Genomic DNA, 20,475 nt, shown 5'->3' with positions numbered 1-20,475 from the left:
CCTATCGGAGCTGCTGTAGTACTTATCCATGTTGGCATAAGTAGAAATCCGCACAAAGCCTGAGCTATATGCGGATGCGTATTATACATAAGCAAAGATATATAGCAAGACAAAGATATTCGTTAACTATTTTTCTGAGCTTTTGCTTTCTTTTCCTGATCTCTTATTACTCGATTGCCAAGGTGTAGACGGCCCCTTCCCGGAAATCCTGCTCTTTGTAGGAGAACTCCGAGTTCCCTGGCTGTTCCTAAGTAACTGTGTAAAATCTTTAATATCTTTGTTCACACTTTTTATCGATGCTAAGTTAGCGTAATAGGTGTCCACAGAGTCTAGTTCTATTATTAAATTAAAAGATAAAAAAGCACTTGCTGTAAATTTCTCGGTCAAAGCTATACTTTTACCTTGGCGTTCTATAGCTATAGTATACTCTTCTCCTACTGCTAGATTTTTTAACTCTTCATTAATATGCGTGATGTATCGTGTGTTCATTACTTTATCATTCACTGAGACTATTATATCACCAACTTTAAGTCCTATAGCCTTAGCTGCACTATGAGGCAAGACTTCATCAACAACAATGCTATATTTTGAACCTGAGACTTTGTCTAATGTACCTATAAGACCAAATTGTTCGTTCAAGGTATTGTCTCTTACTATGTTGAGCCGACCTTTGTAATTTTTATTTCGATAGTATTCTGTAATTTCAAGCATAAGTCGTTCATATTCAAACTGTAATTCATGATCAAACTCTACCCCTTCAATAAGTGTTTTTTGAATATCGTTTTTATCGCGACCATAGGTTACTTGCGGCACAACAACAGGCTCATACACCATGTTAAGCGCGACTAATGAACTATTCCTTAAGACCTCAAGTTTCATTTCTTTTTTATAGTCAAGTGCCGTGAGTAATTCTGTTAAGTTACTATAAGCAGGATCGCCGTAACTTACTATTACATCTCCGCTAAGTAACCCCAGTTTATGAGCTAATGAAAAAGGCAAAACGCTTAGTAATCTTACCCCGCCGTCTTTGTCTTTATAATTTTCGTCTTTAACCGCACCAAAATATTGACTTACTTCACTATTAATAAGACCTAAAGGTTGCACATTATCAAAGAGTTTATTCATCACCACCCTTAGGCGTTTTTCAAGTTCAGGCGGCAATTTTTCACTACTTTTAATCTCATCAACTTTGCTCGTGATAGCTCCAAGAATATAATTATTGTCTAATACGCATAATGACTTTTCTGCACTGAGTGTTACCTGACCATCGAGACTAAAAACCACCTGATATGCATGATTATCTTCTACTCTCAATCTAAAGGTTGATAAGCGTTCAGGTGATTTAGGGCTATCGGTTCCACGCATAAAATCTGTGTAATACGTCTCCAAATCATCCTTTTTCCATAGTTCCACTGTTACGCTGTGTTCACCTGGTTCTAAATAATAGAGTTTACTGGCGTTTAGCGTCCTTAATTCATCTCCACCAATAAGACCGGTACGAAGTGTTCTAGTGCTGAGGCCACTTGTATACTTTTTAATTTCACTCTCTAACATCAAACCATTGCTAAGTCTTATTCTTGAGAGGTAAGTTTCACCTTCTATTTTGGTCTGTTTTAGTTGTAAAGATGAACACTCCTTAGCTGAAACTGTATGCGTCGTTATCCCCAATAACAAAACTAAACCTAATACAAATTTATGACTTTTATATACTGAATACATCGCTGACTCCCTGTTGTGTTTTATAGAGCTCTAAAATAAGAACACTTCGCTTTTGAAGAAGTGTTACTTTTTGATCTAAAGCGCTAATATTTTGTAATTTTTTATCAATATCATTTAATTTTTGAACAAAAAACACTTGTTCATAGGTAGTGACTTTAGGATTTATAAGTTTTGATTCTAATTGTTGATTTGTTAATAACACTTGTTCTAATTGATTGTGTAATTGATAATTGCTAAAAACTAGCCAGCCCATTGCTAAAAAGATTGTTGATGCAGCTACAGCAAAAGATTTAATGTAAAAAGGCACAACAGTTGGCTCTTTAACGTGATGTGGAGCGGCAATTATCGGTTGAATTCGGCCTTGAATTTTAAGCCAGTTAATTTCATTAGGGACGCTAAGTGCAGACATTTTAGAAGATTGTATTAAGGCTGACATCTTAGTTCGCTCATCTTCATTGTCAGTAATTTCCCTAACATGATCTTCGTCTGCAGCTGTTAGTAAATCTGCACTTTCAATTTTATTATCCTGCATATTTTTTAGCCTCAGATTTTATTTTTAACTTTTTTAAGGTGCGTGAAAGCGTAGATTTTGAAAAGCTCGCGGTTTTATTGAATATACGCCCTATTTCATCATGCTTATATTGCTCAACCACTGACAACCATAAAACCATTCTCTCAGTCTCCGTTATTTGTGCTAATAAGTTATCTAATAAGTTTTGATTTTCTGCTTCATTATTTACATAACTGCCATCAGTAAAAAGGTAAGTTAATTGTGAAAACACCTCTTGTTGTCTTTTTACTTTCTTAATATTATTTAAGGTATTATTAAAACCGATCCTCTTTATCCATGAAGCAAAGCAGCGATTCTTATCAAACGATCCTATTGAATTAAAGGCGTCCACAAATGTATCTTGCAATAAATCATTAGCGGTAGATTCATCTCGGCAAATCCTAATAATAAAACCATAAAGTGCAGGGGAGAAAAGCCGATAACACTTTTCAAAAGCCTCATTCTCTCCGGCTAACATTCCTGATAAAACGTTAATTTTTAACATCTACTCCTCCAAATCCCTTTTCTTCAATGTGTGTGCCACTATTATTGATAAAGTGTGCTTTCATTGACTTAACAACTTACAACGCAATTACCAGCGTTAGCACCGGCGGTCTATCATATCGATACGGTATAATATGATATTTTAATAAGTCACTTAGTTTATCTTAAGCTTTTTACCTTGCATTGATTTCTATCCTTATCCTTTCATACTTAGTAATACATCTGTCAACAATAAATGGTCGCAAAGAATGATAAACTTTTCTGATTTTTCTTTTTATTTATAGAGAAAGGGTTAAGTGACGCTGATTCAAAGCATCATATAAATAAAGTGCAAACTTACCGACATGGATCCTTTTTCAACCGCCTTATTACCGATAAATATAACGGAGAAATATGATTTTATATTTACAATTGGTGTGGGTATTATGCAGTTTATGATATGAGTTAACGTAGATAGACGTAACTTTTATTCACAGAAGATAGGTTGAGGCTCTGTAGCACCTAAAGATAAATTATCCTGAAGGTGCTACATTACATTGTTAAAGTATTTTCAGCTTTATTGTTAGCTACTTGTGTGCATATTAAGTTATTTGTAATGCTCACCGTTCACTGAATGTTATTCATTAAGTTGAGATATATAATGACTTATTTAAAGTCGATGATGTTAAGACTCTACCCCCCCATATTATAATTAAGAACGCCTGAACTTCTCGATTCTCTACTCCTTAGTTTATGATAACTGCCCTTTCCTTCAATACTCGCTTTCAACATTTCTTTTTGCGCATTCTCTACAGAAGCCAAATTTATTGAGAGTTGAAATATTGGTTCTTTAACAATGACGATTTTATTACCTTGCCCCATTTGTTGGTAATAATTGTTCATTGCTAACAAAAACTGGTCAAATTCGAAGGCTAGTTGTGCAGGTAATATTGTTTGATTAATAACATCATTCATTGAGCCTTTAACAATGGTGTAAGATGCTTCAGGGACAACCACTGGGATATAACGGCCAGTGAGCTTCATTACTTTCCCTGCACGAAGGATGTCTAGAGATATTTGTTCACCATAGGCACGCCCTTTCAAGTAAGTATTTATTACTTGGCTGGGTGTATTACTCGCCGTATTAAATATTTCTTCTCCCAATTTAATAATTAAGTCTCCTGCCTTAATATTAACGCCGGCTGCAAGTGAATGGCTTATCACTTTATCTACCTTTATATTCTCACCGACAAAATCTCTTGCCAACACAGTGCCAAAATGTTCGTTTAGCTTACGAGATTGAACATTAGTATCATCACGCTTGTCAGCTGTTTGTTGATGAAAGACGGTAAGGCTATGCATCATTGACGTTAGCTGCTGCTGAAGATTTTCGGGTAGGTCTACCGCAAGTAATTCAGGATAATTAGTTTTTGCTTTTGCAATGAATATCCCTTCGCACTCTTTACTGTCTTGTTCCTTAATTTCGATTACAGAACCAAGTCCCATTTCACTCACAGATAACTGATAATGTTGATTAGCCAATACTTGCATAGTAACTGCAGACTGCAATGGCACAGGTGGATTACTGGCCGTTACTCCTCTACGTAAACTTTTATGATATGAAATAAAATCACGTTTATCCCATTGATTTAAAATCAAGGTATGCGTACCAGGAGCAAGAAAGTATGCATGGTCTCCTTTGAGCGTTTTTTGATATTTCTTAGGTTGAGGGACCGCTTTACCATTAGTTCCCAGTAATTCTAAGATAACTTTTTTTCCAGAGATTTCACCACTCGCCAAACTAACTGATGCACAATCTGCTGCATAGACTGTTTGTAGCAGCAAGGCTGGAATCAATGCAACTAATGCTGATTTTGCCAATCTGTATTTATTCATCTGTAATCCTTTATTTTAACTGAATACGTTCATAGGTTTAGCCATTACCGCTTAATTAAGTCAATATTTGTTAATAATATTGACTAATAATGGCTCTTAGTTTGGAACTATTTTTCTGATAAATCGTTGGTTAATTCGGTTTTAGAATGCTGCCTGAGTTATTAACTCAAGCAGCGTTAAACCTTAATTCTTTGATGAAGATTTTGAACTCGAACTCGATTTTGATGGCGAACTTGGTTTTGAACTTGATCTCCAGCTTGCATCAGAACGATGACTTCTCGGAGTTCTTAACGTACTCGAACGGTAGTCATATAATTCAATTCCATAGTTATAACGCAACTTGCGTTCCTTGGTAAATTCCATAGGATTATTCGCTAAATCAAATAAAGCGTTTAACGCTAAGCTTCTCTCGGCTAAATCTACAGTCATTTCAAATTTAGGAAATAGTATTGGTGTATATATCCCCGTTAAAACCTGTTTAATACCACTACGTAAAATAGACACTGTATATACTTTATTTTTCTCTAGGGCTCGAATATTACTGGCTAGAATAACCGATGCAGCACCCGTAAATTCTTGTTCATTAATAGAAACAATCATATCTCCTTGCTTTAAATGTAAATTTTCAGCTGGACTATTTTCAGTAATTCGCATCACCATAAACGCTGATTTGTTGCCTATCGTTGTATTTTTTCCTGTAATACCAAAAGAAACATCATATTTCTCAGGGCTTTTTATCATAATCGCAGTATCATCCAGATCATTATTTTTGGCATATTCTGCTATTTCTACCATCAAATTATTGTACTGATATTTAATATTCTCAGGTATTGCAGTAGCATTAGTTAATGATTGAACCGTATCAAAATCAGTTGTTTTATAATTCACACTAGGGACAATTGCTGGTAAATATTTATTTGACAACTTATGCTGTTTTTCTGCTCTTGAAATAGTCATATTTACGTCATGACCTAACCCTAACTCTCCTAACAAGCCATAAAGAACACTATAAGGATCCGAAGTTATACTTTTGACATCGACACCATTAATTTCAAGTATTTTGTCGCCACTGGTTAGTTTTAATTTGCTCGCAAAAGAGTATGGAAAGACGGCGAGTGTTTTAAAACTATTTTGATTAGTGTCAAATACGGCCCCAAACGACCAATTAAACTCTAATGGGAATAAATTATTCTCCTGAATGGTTTTCATTTTTGCCATTAGATGCTTCAGTTTGTAATCAAGGTTGTTATTAAGTTGGATCTCGCGCGCCTTAGTTGATGCTATATAAGTTACTTTGTCTTCATCACATAAGTCGCTGCTTATGTCCTCAATAGATTCAATACTAAAAATAGGGAGATTATCTTTGCCTGATGACTTAGCAGCAACATTGTACCTTTTATTTTTCTCTACAATCATTTGAATAGAGCTGGGCAAGGTTCTCTCAAAACGCGGTTGCAGCCCCCTTTTAAATCGTTGATAGTAACGTTTATCCCATTGATTGAAAGTCAGTGTATGTAGACCAGGGGCTAAGTAATACTCTTTAGTTCCATCAAGTACGGCATTGAAATAAGAATGTTTATTATGCCCTTCTGCAACTGCCCCGTTGTGCCCCACTAATTCATAAACGACATCATGCTCTTGAGGATTTGCTGAAGTTATTTTAACTGCCGCACATTCGTTGGCGTGTATATTCAATGAAAAAATCAGAGCACTAATTACTAATAATGATTTTTTATAGAGTCTAGATTGATATTGCATCGTTATTTTCCTTTTGTATATTTACAATTTCCTGAATTAGTAACTTTCTTTTATTCAGTAAAATTAATTTTTCTTGAGCATTCGTTGATTGGGAAAGTTTTAATTCAATATTTCTGACCTTGTTCAAAACACCTGTTTGATGAAATGTTGGCACCGCATTGTCGAACAATTGTAATTCTAACGATTGATTAACCATCAGCACTTGTTCTAACTGACTCTGTAACTGATAGTTGCTCCACACTAACCAACCCACTGCAATAAAAAAGGTGGAAGCGGCAATGCCAATAAGTTGTTGGAAAAAATAGGGCCTAGTCCTTTTGGTTTTCCGCGAAATGACCACTAACTTTTTATCAATAGTGTGTCTTCTAATCGCTTGCCAATTCGATGCTTCTGGTATTATTACCGGCATCACATTCGCAGAAGCTTTTAATTGTTCTAACAACTTAATATCTTCTTGGCATTGTTCACACTTTTTTATATGTAAGCACTCTGCTTCGCTATATTTATCATGAGCTTGATGTAAATTAATATGCATAATTTTTAATCTCTTGCTTTGCTCTTAACTTTTTTAAACATCTTGAAACCACTGACTTTGAATAACTAGGACTTTTCTTCACAATATTTCCAATTTCTTCATGGCTATATTGTTCAACCACATACAACCAAATAATCAAACGTTCTTTTTCTGAAATTTTTAGTAATAAGGCACTTAAAAAATTATGCTGTTCGTGTAGCATTTCTATTGAAAACTCTGTTGACGTTACTTGGTTTTCATTCTCTATACCGATAACGGTTAATTTATGTTTTTTCAAAAAATTAAAAGTATGGTTAAAGGCAATACGTTTTATCCAAGCGGGAAACAATTGTGATCCAGATGTGTAACTGTGAATTTTTTCAAATGCGGCAATAAAGGTATCTTGCAATAAGTCATTAGCATTACCTTGATCACGACATATATTAAAAATTGCCGTATAAATGAGGGGAGATAACTGTCGATAGCATTGTTCCAATGCCTCTTGATCTCCGGCTTTCATTTTATCGACAAGCGATTCATTCCATTGCACCAAAAGTTCACCCCTTTATTTTTCTTATATTTATATAACAACGCTTGTGCCTGAAGGGTCGCATATATTTTATAAAAATTAACCTTTTTAAAGTTCTACTTATATAGAGGTAACATTAATTCTATGGAGGTAATACTAATTCGAAATATATAGCCATAATCCAAATCCAAATAAATACTCTTTGTACAATTTTTTTTCATTATTTATACAGATTTAGATAAAGTAATGGTATACTCGCGCGCAAATTTTCAATAATTCCGCTTTTTTAGTAGCGACTTAAATAGAGTAAAGTAATGGCAGATTTATCTAAATACAGAAACATTGGTATCTTCGCTCACGTTGATGCGGGTAAAACCACAACAACTGAACGTATCTTAAAACTTACGGGTCAAATCCATAAAACAGGTGAAGTACATGATGGTGAATCTACGACTGACTTCATGGAACAAGAAGCTGAGCGCGGTATCACCATACAGTCTGCTGCGGTAAGCTGTTTTTGGAACGATCACCGTTTCAATGTCATCGATACTCCTGGTCACGTTGATTTCACCGTTGAAGTTTACCGTTCACTTAAAGTACTTGATGGTGGTGTTGGTGTATTCTGTGGTTCTGGTGGTGTTGAACCACAATCAGAAACTAACTGGCGTTACGCGAACGACTCAAAAGTTGCTCGTATCATCATGGTTAACAAACTTGACCGTTTAGGCGCCGATTTCTATCGTGTTTGTAAACAAGTTAAAGACGTTCTAGGTGCTACTCCTCTTATTATGACTTTACCAATTGGTGAAGAAGATGATTTTGTAGGTGTAGTTGATCTTCTGAGCGAAAAAGCTTACATATGGGATGACACAGGTCTTCCAGAAAACTATGAAATTACCGATATTCCAGCAGATATGGTAGAAAAAGCGGCTGAATACCGTGTGAAGTTAATTGAAACAGCTTTAGAAGTTGATGAAGATATGTTGATGGAGTTCTTAGAAGGGGAAATGGTTCCTACTACAGAACAAGTCAAAGAGTGTATCCGTACTGGTACTCGTGATATGACTTTCTTCCCAACTTACGGTGCATCTGCATTTAAAAACAAAGGTATTCAATTAATTCTTGATGCTGTTGTTGATTACTTGCCTTCACCTACCGATGTTAATCCTCAACCACTTACTGATGAAGAAGGCACGCCTAATGGCGAATTCGCAATCGTTTCTGCAGAAGAAACATTCAAAGCGTTAGCATTCAAAATCACTGATGACCGTTTTGGTACATTAACTTTCGTACGTATCTATTCAGGTACATTGAAGAAAGGCGATACAATTCTTAATGCTGCTACAGGTAAAACAGAGCGTGTTGGACGTATGTGTGAAATGCAAGCTGATGACCGTAATGAGCTTACTTCGGCACAAGCTGGTGATATCATCGCGATTGTTGGTATGAAAAGTAATGTTCAGACAGGTCACACATTATGTGATCCAAAACACCCTATCGTCCTAGAAGCGATGGTTTTCCCTAAGCCTGTAATTTCAATCTCTGTGACACCTAAAGATAAAGGTTCAACTGAGAAAATGGGTCTTGCTATCGGTAAAATGGTTGCAGAAGATCCTACTTTTAAAGTTGAAACTGATATCGATTCAGGTGAAACAATTTTATCTGGTATGGGTGAGCTTCACTTAGATATCAAAGTAGATATTCTAAAACGTACTTATGGTGTTGAATTAGAAGTTGGTAAGCCACAAGTTGCCTACCGTGAAACAATCACTACGGCAATTGAAGATTCTTACACACATAAGAAACAGTCTGGTGGTTCTGGTCAGTTCGGTAAAATTGATTACCGTATTAAGCCCGGCGAACCAGGTACTGGTTTCGTATTCAGCTCTGTTGTTGTCGGTGGTAATGTTCCTAAGGAATTCTTCCCAGCTATCGAGAAAGGCTTCAAAGGCATGATGGATACTGGTGTTCTTGCTGGCTTCCCTGTACTTGACGTTGAAATTGAATTATACGATGGTGGTTTTCACGCGGTCGATTCATCTGCTGTTGCATTTGAATTAGCTGCTCGTGGTGCTTTCCGTCAATCAATTCCAAAAGCTGGTGCACAGTTAATTGAACCTATCATGAAAGTTGATGTGTTTACGCCTGATGATCACGTTGGTGATGTTATTGGTGATTTAAACCGTCGTCGTGGCATGATCGCAGGTCAAGACGCGGGTGTTTCTGGTGTTCGTATTAAAGCTGACGTTCCTCTTTCAGAAATGTTTGGTTACATCGGAACATTACGTACAATGACATCAGGTCGTGGTCAATTCTCAATGGAATTCTCTCACTACATGCCTTGTCCTAATAACGTAGCAGAAGTTGTTATCGCTGAAGTAAAAGCAGCTAAAGCAGCTAAAGATGCCGCTAGAAAATAGTAAGCATTAAAGTACTAAAACAAAAAAGGACGCTTCTGCGTCCTTTTTTATTGTCTTAATATTACAGATAATCAACGATTTAAATTTTATAATATCCGTTTAATTAATGAGTGGTTCTATTTTCTCATGGGGTAAAAGGGATAAACTTAGTATAGTTATGAGATATCCGTATCATTTTCTATATCCGTGACTGCTATAACAGTAGCCCAGGGATCTGCAGATTCATCAGCTTCTTTTGGTAAGGCTGTTTTCGTTGACGTCGCTACCGCAGCATTTATTTCGGTCATTTCTTCTTTCGTTAAATTTCGCCATTGGCCTGACTTTAAGTCGCCCAGTTCAACGGTCATAATACGTGAACGTTTGAGTTTCAATACTTCATAATCTAAATATTCACACATGCGGCGAATTTGGCGATTCAAGCCTTGCGTAAGAATAATGCGAAATTCAAATTTGCTGTGAACTTTAACAATACAAGGTTTTGTAATAGTACCAAGAATAGGAACACCTTTAGACATACGCAGAATAAAACGCTCACTGATAGGTTTATCAACGGTCACAATATACTCTTTATCGTGTGCATTTTCAGCGCGTAAAATTTTATTAACAATATCTCCATCACTGGTAAGAAAAATTAATCCTTCTGATGGTTTGTCTAAACGACCAATAGGGAAAATTCTTTCTTGATGACCAATAGCATCAATAATATTGCCCCTGACATTTAGTTCAGTTGTACAAGTGATGCCAATAGGTTTATTGTAGGCAATATAAACCCTGTCTGATTTATTGGTAGGCATTGCACCGACTTGTTTACCATCAACAAAAACAACATCACCTGGCTGTACTTTAGTACCTAATTCAGGGCTTTTACCGTTAATGGTAACTCGGTTTTCTTCAATCAGCTTATCAGCACCTCGACGCGAGCAATAACCTGATTCACTGATAAATTTGTTGAGTCTTTTTTCTTGATCGCTCACGAGATATTCCAAAATAGTACAAAGTAGTGAATATGTATTTTACCTGAACTTTTACAGACATTGATAAAAGCTTTATTATTATTTAGCTTTATTCCACAGGTTTTGGTTAATCTTTACAGCAAAGAACTCTCCGGGCTCCCAACAGCGTGGAATTAAGTCTAATTTCTTACGTTCATGATAATTTGATACTAAAAGCTCTAATATTTCATGGAGCCGTTCTTTGCTGATGCTAGAAAAACTTTTTGCTGTTTCTGTATAATACAAATTATTAGACTTTTTGAGCACAACTTCTTGTCCATGACATATAAAAGCTAAATTACGCGTTGCTGCTCGGCAAATAGGATTTTCAAGATCATTAGGGTAAAGCTGACTGACTATTGCATATTCATAGCGGTCAGCCATATCTTGTTCTACCGGAATATAGGTAACGCCATAACCTTGAGGGAAATGACCCGTAATTTGAGCGAGTGCATCAACAACTATCTGGCTACAGGCTCCGCGCTCTGCATTCTGGTTTAAGACATGATAAACTTTTGGTAATAATTTGTAGTTATAGCTATCTTTGGTCGACAAGATTATTGAACTATAGATTTGTGGCACTTTAAGTAAATTACCAATCCCTTGTTTTGGGTTCACGGCGCTTTTTAATAGGTGCTTAATAAATAATAATTTTTTACGTTCAAGTGCATTATACTTATCACGATCTGCTTTTGAGTTACCTATATAAATCGACGCGCCAATGCCATCTACAAGGTATTTTACCGTTTCCCGGTAGTTAATTTGTAATAATGCTTTTCGTTCTTCTATCGGTAATGTTCTGTGAGGATTTTTTTCATTTTTTTCGCCAGACAAAATAGCTATCGCTTCAGGGTGGTTATTACCCATATCTTGTAATAATGACGCCATCATTAAAGGAATTTTCACCTTTTCAACAAAAGCCTGATACGCTTGTGGATTGTCTTGTGCAAAAGTTTTATACTGGTCTGAAGATATATTACCCAAGGCAACTTTAATGTAAGGTTCAACAATATTTTTGTCTAAACATAATCTGTCGAGTAAACGTAAACACAGCACACTTTTATAAAGAGGCTTGTTCTGCTCATTGGATAAAGCGACTTTTTTACCTTGGGTAGGGCTAACTAATTGGATAATACCTAATAACTGCCCTGATTTACGATTACTTTCCTCAAAACTATCACCTTCGCATAAACTGATAATTTCTTTACACAGCAAGAATAAATGTTGATGGCGCTCATTACGTTCGAACTTCAATTCTTCCTGATAGGCACGTTCTTCTCGCTCTAACCGAACCCTTTGTTGTTTAGTTTTATCGCTAGGGACTTGGGCCGTTATTTTTTCAATATTATTTTGAAGTTCATCGAGCTTATGTTGGATAAAGGGTTGTTTTTCATAATATTCAATCGCACGCTCGAGTACTGAATCGTTTAGTTGGCTACGTCCGTATATCCTTGTTAAAAGGCTTTTTGCTTGTGCGGTAAAGTTTGTATCGCTGTTACTTTTATTTGCCATAAAAAATAAAACTGAGCCTTAAATAAGTGTATTAAAATTTTTGTTAACCAGATGCTAGTTGATAATACTACGGAAACAAGTATTTCGTACACTTTACGTAATAAAAAAGCATAACGTTAAGGTCATGCTTTTTAAATTAAAGTATTGTTTATTAAAAGCGTTATGTAACTAACTTAAACCTTTAATTTTAACTTGATGTTTTTTACCTGCCAATTGTTGACAGATACTAACTAAATCTGAGTGTAAGCCACCAGCGGTAACATCTCGTCCTGCACCAGGTCCTTGGATAATGAGTGGGTTATCTTGATAGCAAAGGCTTTTTATTAAAAATATATTATCGCACGGTGTTAAACGAGTAAATGCGTCATTATTGGGTAAAACAGCTAAATGAACCTTAGCTGTTGATTTACCTTGTTCATTTACAGCAAACTCTGCAATATAACGAATACACGATTGCTTCGCCGACGCTTGCGCTAACTGTTCAGCAAAATAAGTATCTAATTGAGCTGCTTTTGCTAAAAAATCTTTTATTGATAGGCCTTGTAGTGATTCAGGTACTAAGTTCTGACAATCAATATCTTCAAGTGATAATTCAAAACCAGCCATACGCGCTAGTATTAGTAATTTTCGTTGTACGTCTCGCCCCGATAAATCTTCACGTGGATCAGGTTCAGTAATACCTTGTGACAGTGCATCTAGTAACAACCTTGAAAAAGGAACACTACCATCATAGGTTTCAAATAACCAAGAGAGTGTTCCAGAGAAAATTCCGGATATTTCAATGATTTGATCGCCGCTATTAAGTAAATCGTTAATCGCAAAATTAATCGGTAAACCTGCACCTACGGTCGTATTACCTAACCATAAGCTTTTATTTTTGGCCGCTGTCGATACTAAGGTATTATATTGTTTGGTGCTGGACGATGCCGCCCACTTATTTGCGCCAATAACATGAATTCCCTCTCTAAAAAAATCGCCGTATAGATAACTAAAATGTTCACTGGGTGTTATATCAACAACAATTAATTCATCGTAAGGGTGATTGGTCAACCATGACATTAATAATGCATTGTCATAAGCTTTAGCATCTCGCTCATAAAGCTTTATCGCTCGAACAACATCGATACCGTCGGTATTAAGAAGTGCTTTATTCGACGCAACTAAACCGACTAAATGTACGTTCTCTAACGCCGGGATCCGATTGAGTTGCCCAGGTAATAACTCCAAAAACCGTTGACCAATATTACCAAGTCCTGCTACAACAACCCCGATATGACGTGCGTCTTTAGTCATATCATGATGAACATTATTGAGTAACTCCCCCGTACAACTCTGCTGAAGAACGGCAATAATACTATGTTCACTTAACGAGTTAACCACATAAAGCACTTTGGAATGTTTGAGAGCACGCTTAAAACGCGCTTGAATATTACCTTGGTTCACTACACTGTGACCAACAATAGCTAAAATTGAAACCGGTGTGAATGACACGTCGGTATCATGATTGGCTAACCATTGACTAACCAACTTTTGTTGTGCTCGGTGAATAACAATAAAACCTTGTTTAACATCACTGCAAATAGCAGAAAACTCATGGTTAGCCTGCCCAGCCAATGAACCAGTTAAACTTGTTGATTGAACCAGTAATAAATCATTGAGTGAAGTCACTGATAGTTCTTGCTTAGCAATTTGACCAAATTTACCAATTTCTGTACCAGATATTTCGGGATCAAAACTGCTTGCTACATGTAAATGCGTACTGTGGTTCGTGAGCGGTTGTAAAGTTTTTGCATGTAAAACGGGGTTACCCAAGCGACCAAGCTCTTTTGCTACACCGTTTGGTAAACGGTGTAATTTACGAGCAAGTGGTACAACACGGGGATCAGCACTGTATATACCATCGACATCAGTCCAGAGCGTAACATTCAACGCACCCGACAGCGATGCGATTATTGTTGCTGAATAGTCACTGCCATTACGTCCTAATGTACAGGTCTCACCTCGTGAGTTTTTAGTAATGTAGCCAGTAATGACTGCCAACTTTCCCTTTTGTAATATTTCCTGAAATTGTTTTTTGCTGCTTTGATTATCAACTGCACACTCTTTATCGTTATTAATAACTAAGAAATCACGCGCATCAATTGAATAACTTGGACACACTTGCTCACTCAGCACTGCGGATAATAAACGCGCAGACCACACTTCTCCATAGGCCAGCATATCAGCATGATGTTGACGCGGTTGCTCTGTTAACCAAACGGTTAATTGATCTATATCATCAGACAAAATCTCAATTAAGCATGCGGCTCTACTCTTATTTAATAGTTCACTAATTAATACACTTTGTGACTGTTTTAATGCCTCAATGGCAACTAAAAGATCCTGACTATTTTCAACAGCGAGTTCATAAATATTGAATAAGTCATCCGTCGTATTACCATTAGCAGAGACAACGACTAAATCATCTAACTGACAATTTTTGCGAATAATAGCAACCACACGCTCAATACATTGTGTGGTTGCCAAGCTGCTACCACCAAATTTATGTGCATGTATAGCATGTTTGGCAAGTTGGTTATTCCCGGATGATAACGGTTCTACTGTATTTGACTGTGTCATTTTCACTCATTAATTATTCTACTAAAAATAGCCTAAAAACTTAAATTTGGCTCGCAAGTAAAGCTTGTTCCAAATCACTGATAATATCAGTAATATCTTCAATACCTACAGAAATTCTGACTAAGGATTGCGTGATACCTGCAGCAATTTGTGCTTCAATCTCCATACCTGCGTGAGTCATCGTTGATGGATGACTGATTAAACTTTCGACGCCACCTAACGATTGTGCCAAGGTAAAGAGTGCTAACTTATCAAACAACACTTTAACCGCTTCAACACCGCCTTTTATTTCAAAACTCATCATAGCGCCAAAATCTTTTTGTTGCCGCTTAGCAATTTCATGTCCTGGATGATCTTTCAAACCAGGAAAATACACGGCATTAATTGCTGAGTGATTTTTTAGGTATTTTGCCACAACATTTGCATTCTCTTGATGTTGTTTCATGCGAATAGGCAATGTTTTTAAGCCGCGTAATGCAAGATAGCTGTCAAATGGTGAGCCCGTAATACCAATACAATTTGCCCACCACGCAAGTTCTACACCAAGCTCCTGGTCTTTTGTTACTAATACACCACCAACCACATCACTATGACCGTTAATATATTTAGTTGTTGAATGAAAAACAATATCCGCGCCTAATAATAACGGCTGCTGCAAAAGAGGTGAAAGAAAAGTATTATCTACCGCAACTAAAGCTCCTACATTATGACTCGCCTGAGTGACCTTTTCTATATCAACCAAACGTAATAATGGGTTACTCGGTGATTCAACCAGAACTAATCTTGGCTTTTTCGCCAGTGCTTGAGCTAAGGCTTCCTCATCGTTTTGGTCAACAACGATAACATTAAATTGGCCACGTTTTGCTAAATGGGTAAATAATCGATAACTGCCACCATAACAGTCATGGGGGATAATAACAGTATCTTGTGTTGTCAGTAGTTGACAGATTAAATGAACAGCAGACATACCGGTACTAGTGACTATACCAACTGCGCCATGCTCTAAATCAGCAATAGCTTGCCCAAATGTACTTCGTGTTGGATTTCCTGTCCTAGAATAATCAAACTGGCGCTTATCATTAAAGCCTTTTAAAGCGTAAGTACTCGATAAATGAATTGCAGGTACAACGCCACCATGGTGTTTATCACTATTAATACCCGCTCTAACCGCCAATGTTGCTGGTTTTTTGCTTGTCATTTTTTGCTCCAATTGGACAATAAAATCAAATAGATGTTTGGACGTCTATAACTCTAAACGCTTTACTTTTGCCGGTCAAGAACTTTAGACTTCTAAACTTCTACACATTCGTTATTGACTCAACGCCAACAACCAGTAAAATCGAACCTATAAAAAATAATTTAGCTAAACAAGGTAATTAGATGGCAAAGTGGAATGGCGATTATATAAAACCATACGCCGAACATGGGAAAAAAAGTGAGCAAGTTAAAAAAATCACCGTATCAATTCCGTTGCGTGTGCTTAAGGTGTTAACTGACGAACGCACACGTCGACAAGTTAATAATTTACGCCATGCGACAAACAGTGAATTATTATGTGAAGCTTTTTTACATGCTTTTACTGGACAGCCTCTTCCTGATGATGGTGATTTGACAAAAGACAATACTGAAATGCTCCCCAAAAGTGTTCGAGATGCACTGATAGCAAAGGGGATTACCGACTTTAGTCAATTTGAAGTAGATGACGAGCAGTAATTATTTACACTCATTTAAAGACGCTTTAGCGTCTTTTTTTATGCCTAAACGATAAGCATCGATAACACCCACTCCCCAACAAATTACGAGTATATAGGTTAATGTGCTCACCCAGAACGGATCAAAAGTAATAGGGTGTTTTGCTATTTCATTTGCAAGTACTTGGCTGTTTAGCCCAATTTCACCTGATTTTACTCTATCAATAAGTGGCTGATATTTACTGACCACCTCTTCAATATACACATAAGCCGTTATTGAAAATACTAAAATTAGCGCTATTGCACGCCGATAGGACTGAAAAACTAGTTGGCCAACTCCTGGGTAAACAAGCGTAGAAAGTAAAACTGCTTTTGTTACGTTTTTCATTATGGCTCTCCCGCGTGTTCATCTTAGTTTATTTGCATTACATTTTACTGATTATTCCATATAATTTTCAAGCATCACTAATGCGGCAACGCCAGAATCAACCGCGGCTTGGGCAAGTGCAACTCGACCACATAAACCACGATTGCTCCTTTGCGCTGATTATTCCATATAATTTTCAGGCATCGCTAATGCGACAACGCCAGAATCAACCACAGCTTGGGCAAGTGCAACTCGACCACATAAACCACGATTGCTCCTTTGCGCTGATTATTCCATATAATTTTCAGGCATCGCTAATGCGGCAACGCCAGAATCAACCGCAGCTTGGGCAACAGCAAGTGCAACTCGACCACATAAACGCGGGTCCATTGGTTTAGGAATGATATATTCCTTACCAAAAGTTAAACTTTGCTCACCGCTAGCATCTAGCACTTCCTGCAAAACAGGTTCTTTTGCTAATTCACGGATGGCATTAACAGCAGCAATTTTCATTTCATCGTTAATCCTTCTAGCACGAACATCTAATGCTCCACGGAAAATAAAAGGAAAACATAAAACATTATTAACTTGGTTAGGGTAATCAGAACGTCCAGTGGCAATAATAAGATCATCGCGAACAGCAAGCGCTAATGCTGGTTTAATTTCAGGATCGGGGTTTGAACAAGCAAATATCACCGGATTCGCCGCCATCATTTTTACATTTTCAACAGAAAGTAAATTTGGCCCAGAAACACCGACAAATACATCTGCGCCATCGATGACATCTTCTAGCGTACGTTTATCGGTATTATTAGCAAACATACGCTTGTATTCATTAAGATCGTCACGACGAGTATGAATAACACCTTTAGTATCTAACATGTAGATTTTTTCTCGCTGAGCGCCACATTTTATTAAGAGTTCCATACAAGCAATTGCTGCAGCACCTGCCCCAAGACACACTATATTGGCGTCTTTAATATGTTTACCTTGAATTTCTAAGGCATTGATCATACCTGCAGCAGTAACGATAGCGGTACCATGTTGATCATCATGAAATACAGGTATTTTACAACGTTCAATAAGGGCCTTTTCAATAGCAAAACACTCTGGCGCTTTAATATCTTCTAAGTTAATGCCGCCAAAACTATCTGCAATATTAGCCACCGTATTAACAAATTCTTCAACTGTCTTATGTTTGACCTCGATATCGAATGAATTAATGTTTGCAAATCGCTTAAACAATAACGCTTTACCTTCCATCACTGGCTTAGCAGCCATACCACCTAAATTACCTAAACCTAAAATAGCGGTACCGTTAGTAATAACAGCAACCGTATTACCTTTGCCGGTATATTTGTAAACATCATCTGGGTTTGCTGCAATTGCACGTACCGGCTCAGCAACACCGGGGCTGTATGCGAGCGCTAAATCAAGGCTAGTTTCAGCAGCGGTAGTTAATTCGACACTTATTTTCCCTGGCGTTGGGAATTGATGGTAATCAAGTGCTTGTTGGCGAAAATCAGTCATGATGAGTCCTATGCGTTAGGTAAATTTATTATGTTTTTTATGCTATTTTTTAAGTTTTATTATTTTTACATACAGTATAGTTATATATATTATGGCAATCTTACATGTTGTTCCAACATTATTCTTATATAAAAAAGTGCCAGAAGCCACAACAAACATACCCTCAGCACTTTTCTATTGCACATCATAAAACTAAATATTCGTTATATAGCTTAATCTATTCATCTAATACTTATGTACATTTTATAAACTTCATTCACTGGCTAAACTTAGCTTTCTATTTTTGTTTTTTTCAATGCACAATAGCGAATTTATCACTAAATTTTAACATTAAAACCATAACGTTCATTAACTTTATAACTTATGATTGTAGTGTTAGTAATTTTTTTTGCATTTATATTCAAATCAATGTTTGAATATATTTTATTTTTGATGAAAAAAAAACCACCTAAAAGGTGGTTTTAATAAAATTTTATTTTAGAAAATATGCTGTATTATGTGTTAATCAGTGAACGGATTAACTAAAATAATAGTTTCATTACGTTCTGGTCCTGTTGAAATAATATCAACCGGTACGCCTGTCAATTCTTCAATACGCTTGATGTAAGCAATTGCATTAGCAGGTAAAACATCACGAGAAGTTGCTCCAACTGTTGTTTCAGACCAGCCCGGCATTTCTTCGTAAACAGGTGTAATACACTCATAACCTTCAGCAGCCGTTGGCGGCACGGTGATAATATCACCCGCTTGAGTTTTGTAGCCTGTACAAATTTTAAGTGTTTTTAAACCATCTAAAACATCAAGTTTAGTTAAACAGAAACCTGTTACGCTGTTAACTTGAATCGCGCGATGCATTGCAACGGCATCAAACCAACCACAACGTCGCTCACGACCCGTAGTTGCGCCAAATTCATGGCCAACGGTGCCTAAGTGTTCACCCACTTCATCGTCTAGTTCTGTTGGGAAAGGACCCGAACCAACACGCGTTGTGTATGCTTTAGTAATGCCTAATATATAATCTAAGTGACGAGGTCCAAAACCACAACCGGTAGCAACGCCACCTGCAGTAGTATTTGAAGACGTTACATAAGGGTAAGTACCGTGATCAATATCCAGTAAAGTGCCTTGAGCACCTTCGAACATAATTGACTCACCGTTTTTACGCGCTTGATCAAGCATTTCAGGTATATCAGCAACCATCTTAAGGATCACATCACGCACCGCGAGGGCATCAGCAAGGACTGTTTCATAACAAACAGGCTCAACTTTGTAGTAATGTTCTAAAGAGAAATTATGGTATTCAACAATTTCTTTTAATTTAATTGCAAATGTTTCTGCACAGACTAAGTCACCAACCCGTAAACCACGGCGAGCCACTTTATCTTCATAAGCTGGACCAATTCCGCGTCCTGTCGTACCAATAGGCTTATTACCACGAGCAATTTCACGCGCCGCATCTAAAGCATTATGGTAAGGAAGAATTAACGGACAAGCATCACTAATAAGTAAGCGTTCGCGAACAGGAACACCCTTAGCTTCTAACATTGCGATTTCTGTCATCAAGGCTTTTGGACATAAAACTACGCCGTTACCGATTAAACATTTCACATTGTCACGTAATACACCCGATGGAATTAAATGAAGTACGGTTTTTTCACCGTCAATTACCAAAGTATGACCTGCATTATGGCCTCCTTGATAACGTACTACGTACTTAGCTTTATCTGTGAGTAAATCAACAATCTTACCCTTACCTTCGTCACCCCATTGGGTGCCTAGAACTACGACGTTTTTGCCCATGTTTTCAATTTCGATAAAAAATTAGGCGGCGATTTTATCAAAAATAAAATAGTAGTCCAAGTAATATATGACGATTTTTAGTTCAATTTTAAAAT

The 20,475-nt window shown here is 36.9% G+C and carries 16 protein-coding genes; 2 read left to right on the top strand and 14 right to left on the bottom strand.

The window, feature by feature from the left end; genetic code table 11:
• Positions 1–126: 126 nt before the first annotated feature.
• The 7 genes from H4J52_RS01125 to H4J52_RS01095 form a co-directional block, all read right to left on the bottom strand.
• A complete protein-coding gene (locus H4J52_RS01125; protein ID WP_182224108.1) occupies positions 127–1,719 on the bottom strand; it encodes a PDZ domain-containing protein in 1,593 nt (530 codons plus the stop codon).
• The gene (locus H4J52_RS01120; protein WP_182224107.1) at positions 1,703–2,251 is read right to left on the bottom strand and encodes a hypothetical protein; all 549 of its coding nucleotides are present in this window, start codon (positions 2,249–2,251) and stop codon (positions 1,703–1,705) included. Before H4J52_RS01120 ends, H4J52_RS01125 begins: the two co-directional genes overlap by 17 nt.
• Positions 2,241–2,774, bottom strand: coding sequence for an RNA polymerase sigma factor (locus H4J52_RS01115; protein ID WP_182224106.1), 534 nt, complete (start codon positions 2,772–2,774; stop codon positions 2,241–2,243). Before H4J52_RS01115 ends, H4J52_RS01120 begins: the two co-directional genes overlap by 11 nt.
• Positions 2,775–3,445: 671 nt before the next feature.
• Entirely contained in the window at positions 3,446–4,648 is a 1,203-nt protein-coding gene (locus tag H4J52_RS01110) for a hypothetical protein (RefSeq protein WP_182224105.1), read from the bottom strand.
• A gap of 183 nt (positions 4,649–4,831) precedes the next feature.
• Positions 4,832–6,406: a PDZ domain-containing protein gene (locus tag H4J52_RS01105; RefSeq protein ID WP_182224104.1), complete on the bottom strand. Its 1,575-nt coding sequence runs from the start codon at positions 6,404–6,406 to the stop codon at positions 4,832–4,834.
• Positions 6,390–6,941 carry a hypothetical protein gene (locus tag H4J52_RS01100; RefSeq protein ID WP_182180573.1) on the bottom strand — a complete coding sequence of 184 codons (552 nt, stop codon included), beginning with the start codon at positions 6,939–6,941 and terminating at the stop codon, positions 6,390–6,392. Before H4J52_RS01100 ends, H4J52_RS01105 begins: the two co-directional genes overlap by 17 nt.
• The gene (locus tag H4J52_RS01095) at positions 6,931–7,470 is read right to left on the bottom strand and encodes an RNA polymerase sigma factor (RefSeq protein ID WP_182224103.1); all 540 of its coding nucleotides are present in this window, start codon (positions 7,468–7,470) and stop codon (positions 6,931–6,933) included. The genes H4J52_RS01100 and H4J52_RS01095 overlap by 11 nt, the downstream gene beginning before the upstream one ends.
• A gap of 293 nt (positions 7,471–7,763) precedes the next feature.
• Here H4J52_RS01095 and fusA point away from each other — a divergent pair, with 293 nt between their 5' ends.
• The gene (gene fusA, locus H4J52_RS01090) at positions 7,764–9,869 is read left to right on the top strand and encodes an elongation factor G (protein ID WP_182224102.1); all 2,106 of its coding nucleotides are present in this window, start codon (positions 7,764–7,766) and stop codon (positions 9,867–9,869) included.
• A 155-nt stretch (positions 9,870–10,024) separates the two neighbouring features.
• On the opposite strand, the gene rluF is transcribed toward fusA, so the two are convergent.
• The 4 genes from rluF to metB form a co-directional block, all read right to left on the bottom strand.
• Positions 10,025–10,843, bottom strand: coding sequence for a 23S rRNA pseudouridine(2604) synthase RluF (gene rluF / locus H4J52_RS01085; protein WP_182180578.1), 819 nt, complete (start codon positions 10,841–10,843; stop codon positions 10,025–10,027).
• Between the two features lie 78 nt (positions 10,844–10,921).
• Positions 10,922–12,373 (bottom strand): hypothetical protein, encoded by a 1,452-nt coding sequence (locus tag H4J52_RS01080; protein ID WP_182180580.1) that lies wholly within the window; start codon positions 12,371–12,373, stop codon positions 10,922–10,924.
• A 168-nt stretch (positions 12,374–12,541) separates the two neighbouring features.
• Positions 12,542–14,992, bottom strand: coding sequence for a bifunctional aspartate kinase/homoserine dehydrogenase II (gene metL / locus H4J52_RS01075; protein ID WP_182224101.1), 2,451 nt, complete (start codon positions 14,990–14,992; stop codon positions 12,542–12,544).
• A gap of 40 nt (positions 14,993–15,032) precedes the next feature.
• A complete protein-coding gene (gene metB, locus H4J52_RS01070; RefSeq protein WP_182180584.1) occupies positions 15,033–16,190 on the bottom strand; it encodes a cystathionine gamma-synthase in 1,158 nt (385 codons plus the stop codon).
• 182 nt (positions 16,191–16,372) lie between these two features.
• Here metB and metJ point away from each other — a divergent pair, with 182 nt between their 5' ends.
• On the top strand, positions 16,373–16,705 hold the full coding sequence (gene metJ / locus H4J52_RS01065) for a met regulon transcriptional regulator MetJ (protein ID WP_182224100.1): 333 nt from the start codon (positions 16,373–16,375) through the stop codon (positions 16,703–16,705).
• Here metJ and H4J52_RS01060 read toward each other — a convergent pair whose 3' ends face one another.
• The 3 genes from H4J52_RS01060 to H4J52_RS01050 form a co-directional block, all read right to left on the bottom strand.
• Entirely contained in the window at positions 16,706–17,071 is a 366-nt protein-coding gene (locus H4J52_RS01060; protein WP_182223479.1) for a hypothetical protein, read from the bottom strand.
• 267 nt (positions 17,072–17,338) lie between these two features.
• Positions 17,339–18,580 (bottom strand): malic enzyme-like NAD(P)-binding protein, encoded by a 1,242-nt coding sequence (locus tag H4J52_RS01055; protein ID WP_182180590.1) that lies wholly within the window; start codon positions 18,578–18,580, stop codon positions 17,339–17,341.
• Positions 18,581–19,081: 501 nt separating this feature from the next.
• Entirely contained in the window at positions 19,082–20,380 is a 1,299-nt protein-coding gene (locus tag H4J52_RS01050) for an adenylosuccinate synthase (protein ID WP_182180592.1), read from the bottom strand.
• Between the last annotated feature and the right edge of the window lie 95 nt (positions 20,381–20,475).

It is taken from the genome of Colwellia sp. MB02u-14 (assembly GCF_014076915.1).
Taxonomy (GTDB): Bacteria; Pseudomonadota; Gammaproteobacteria; order Enterobacterales; family Alteromonadaceae; genus Colwellia_A.
This window is presented reverse-complemented; position numbering and strand designations above follow the sequence as displayed.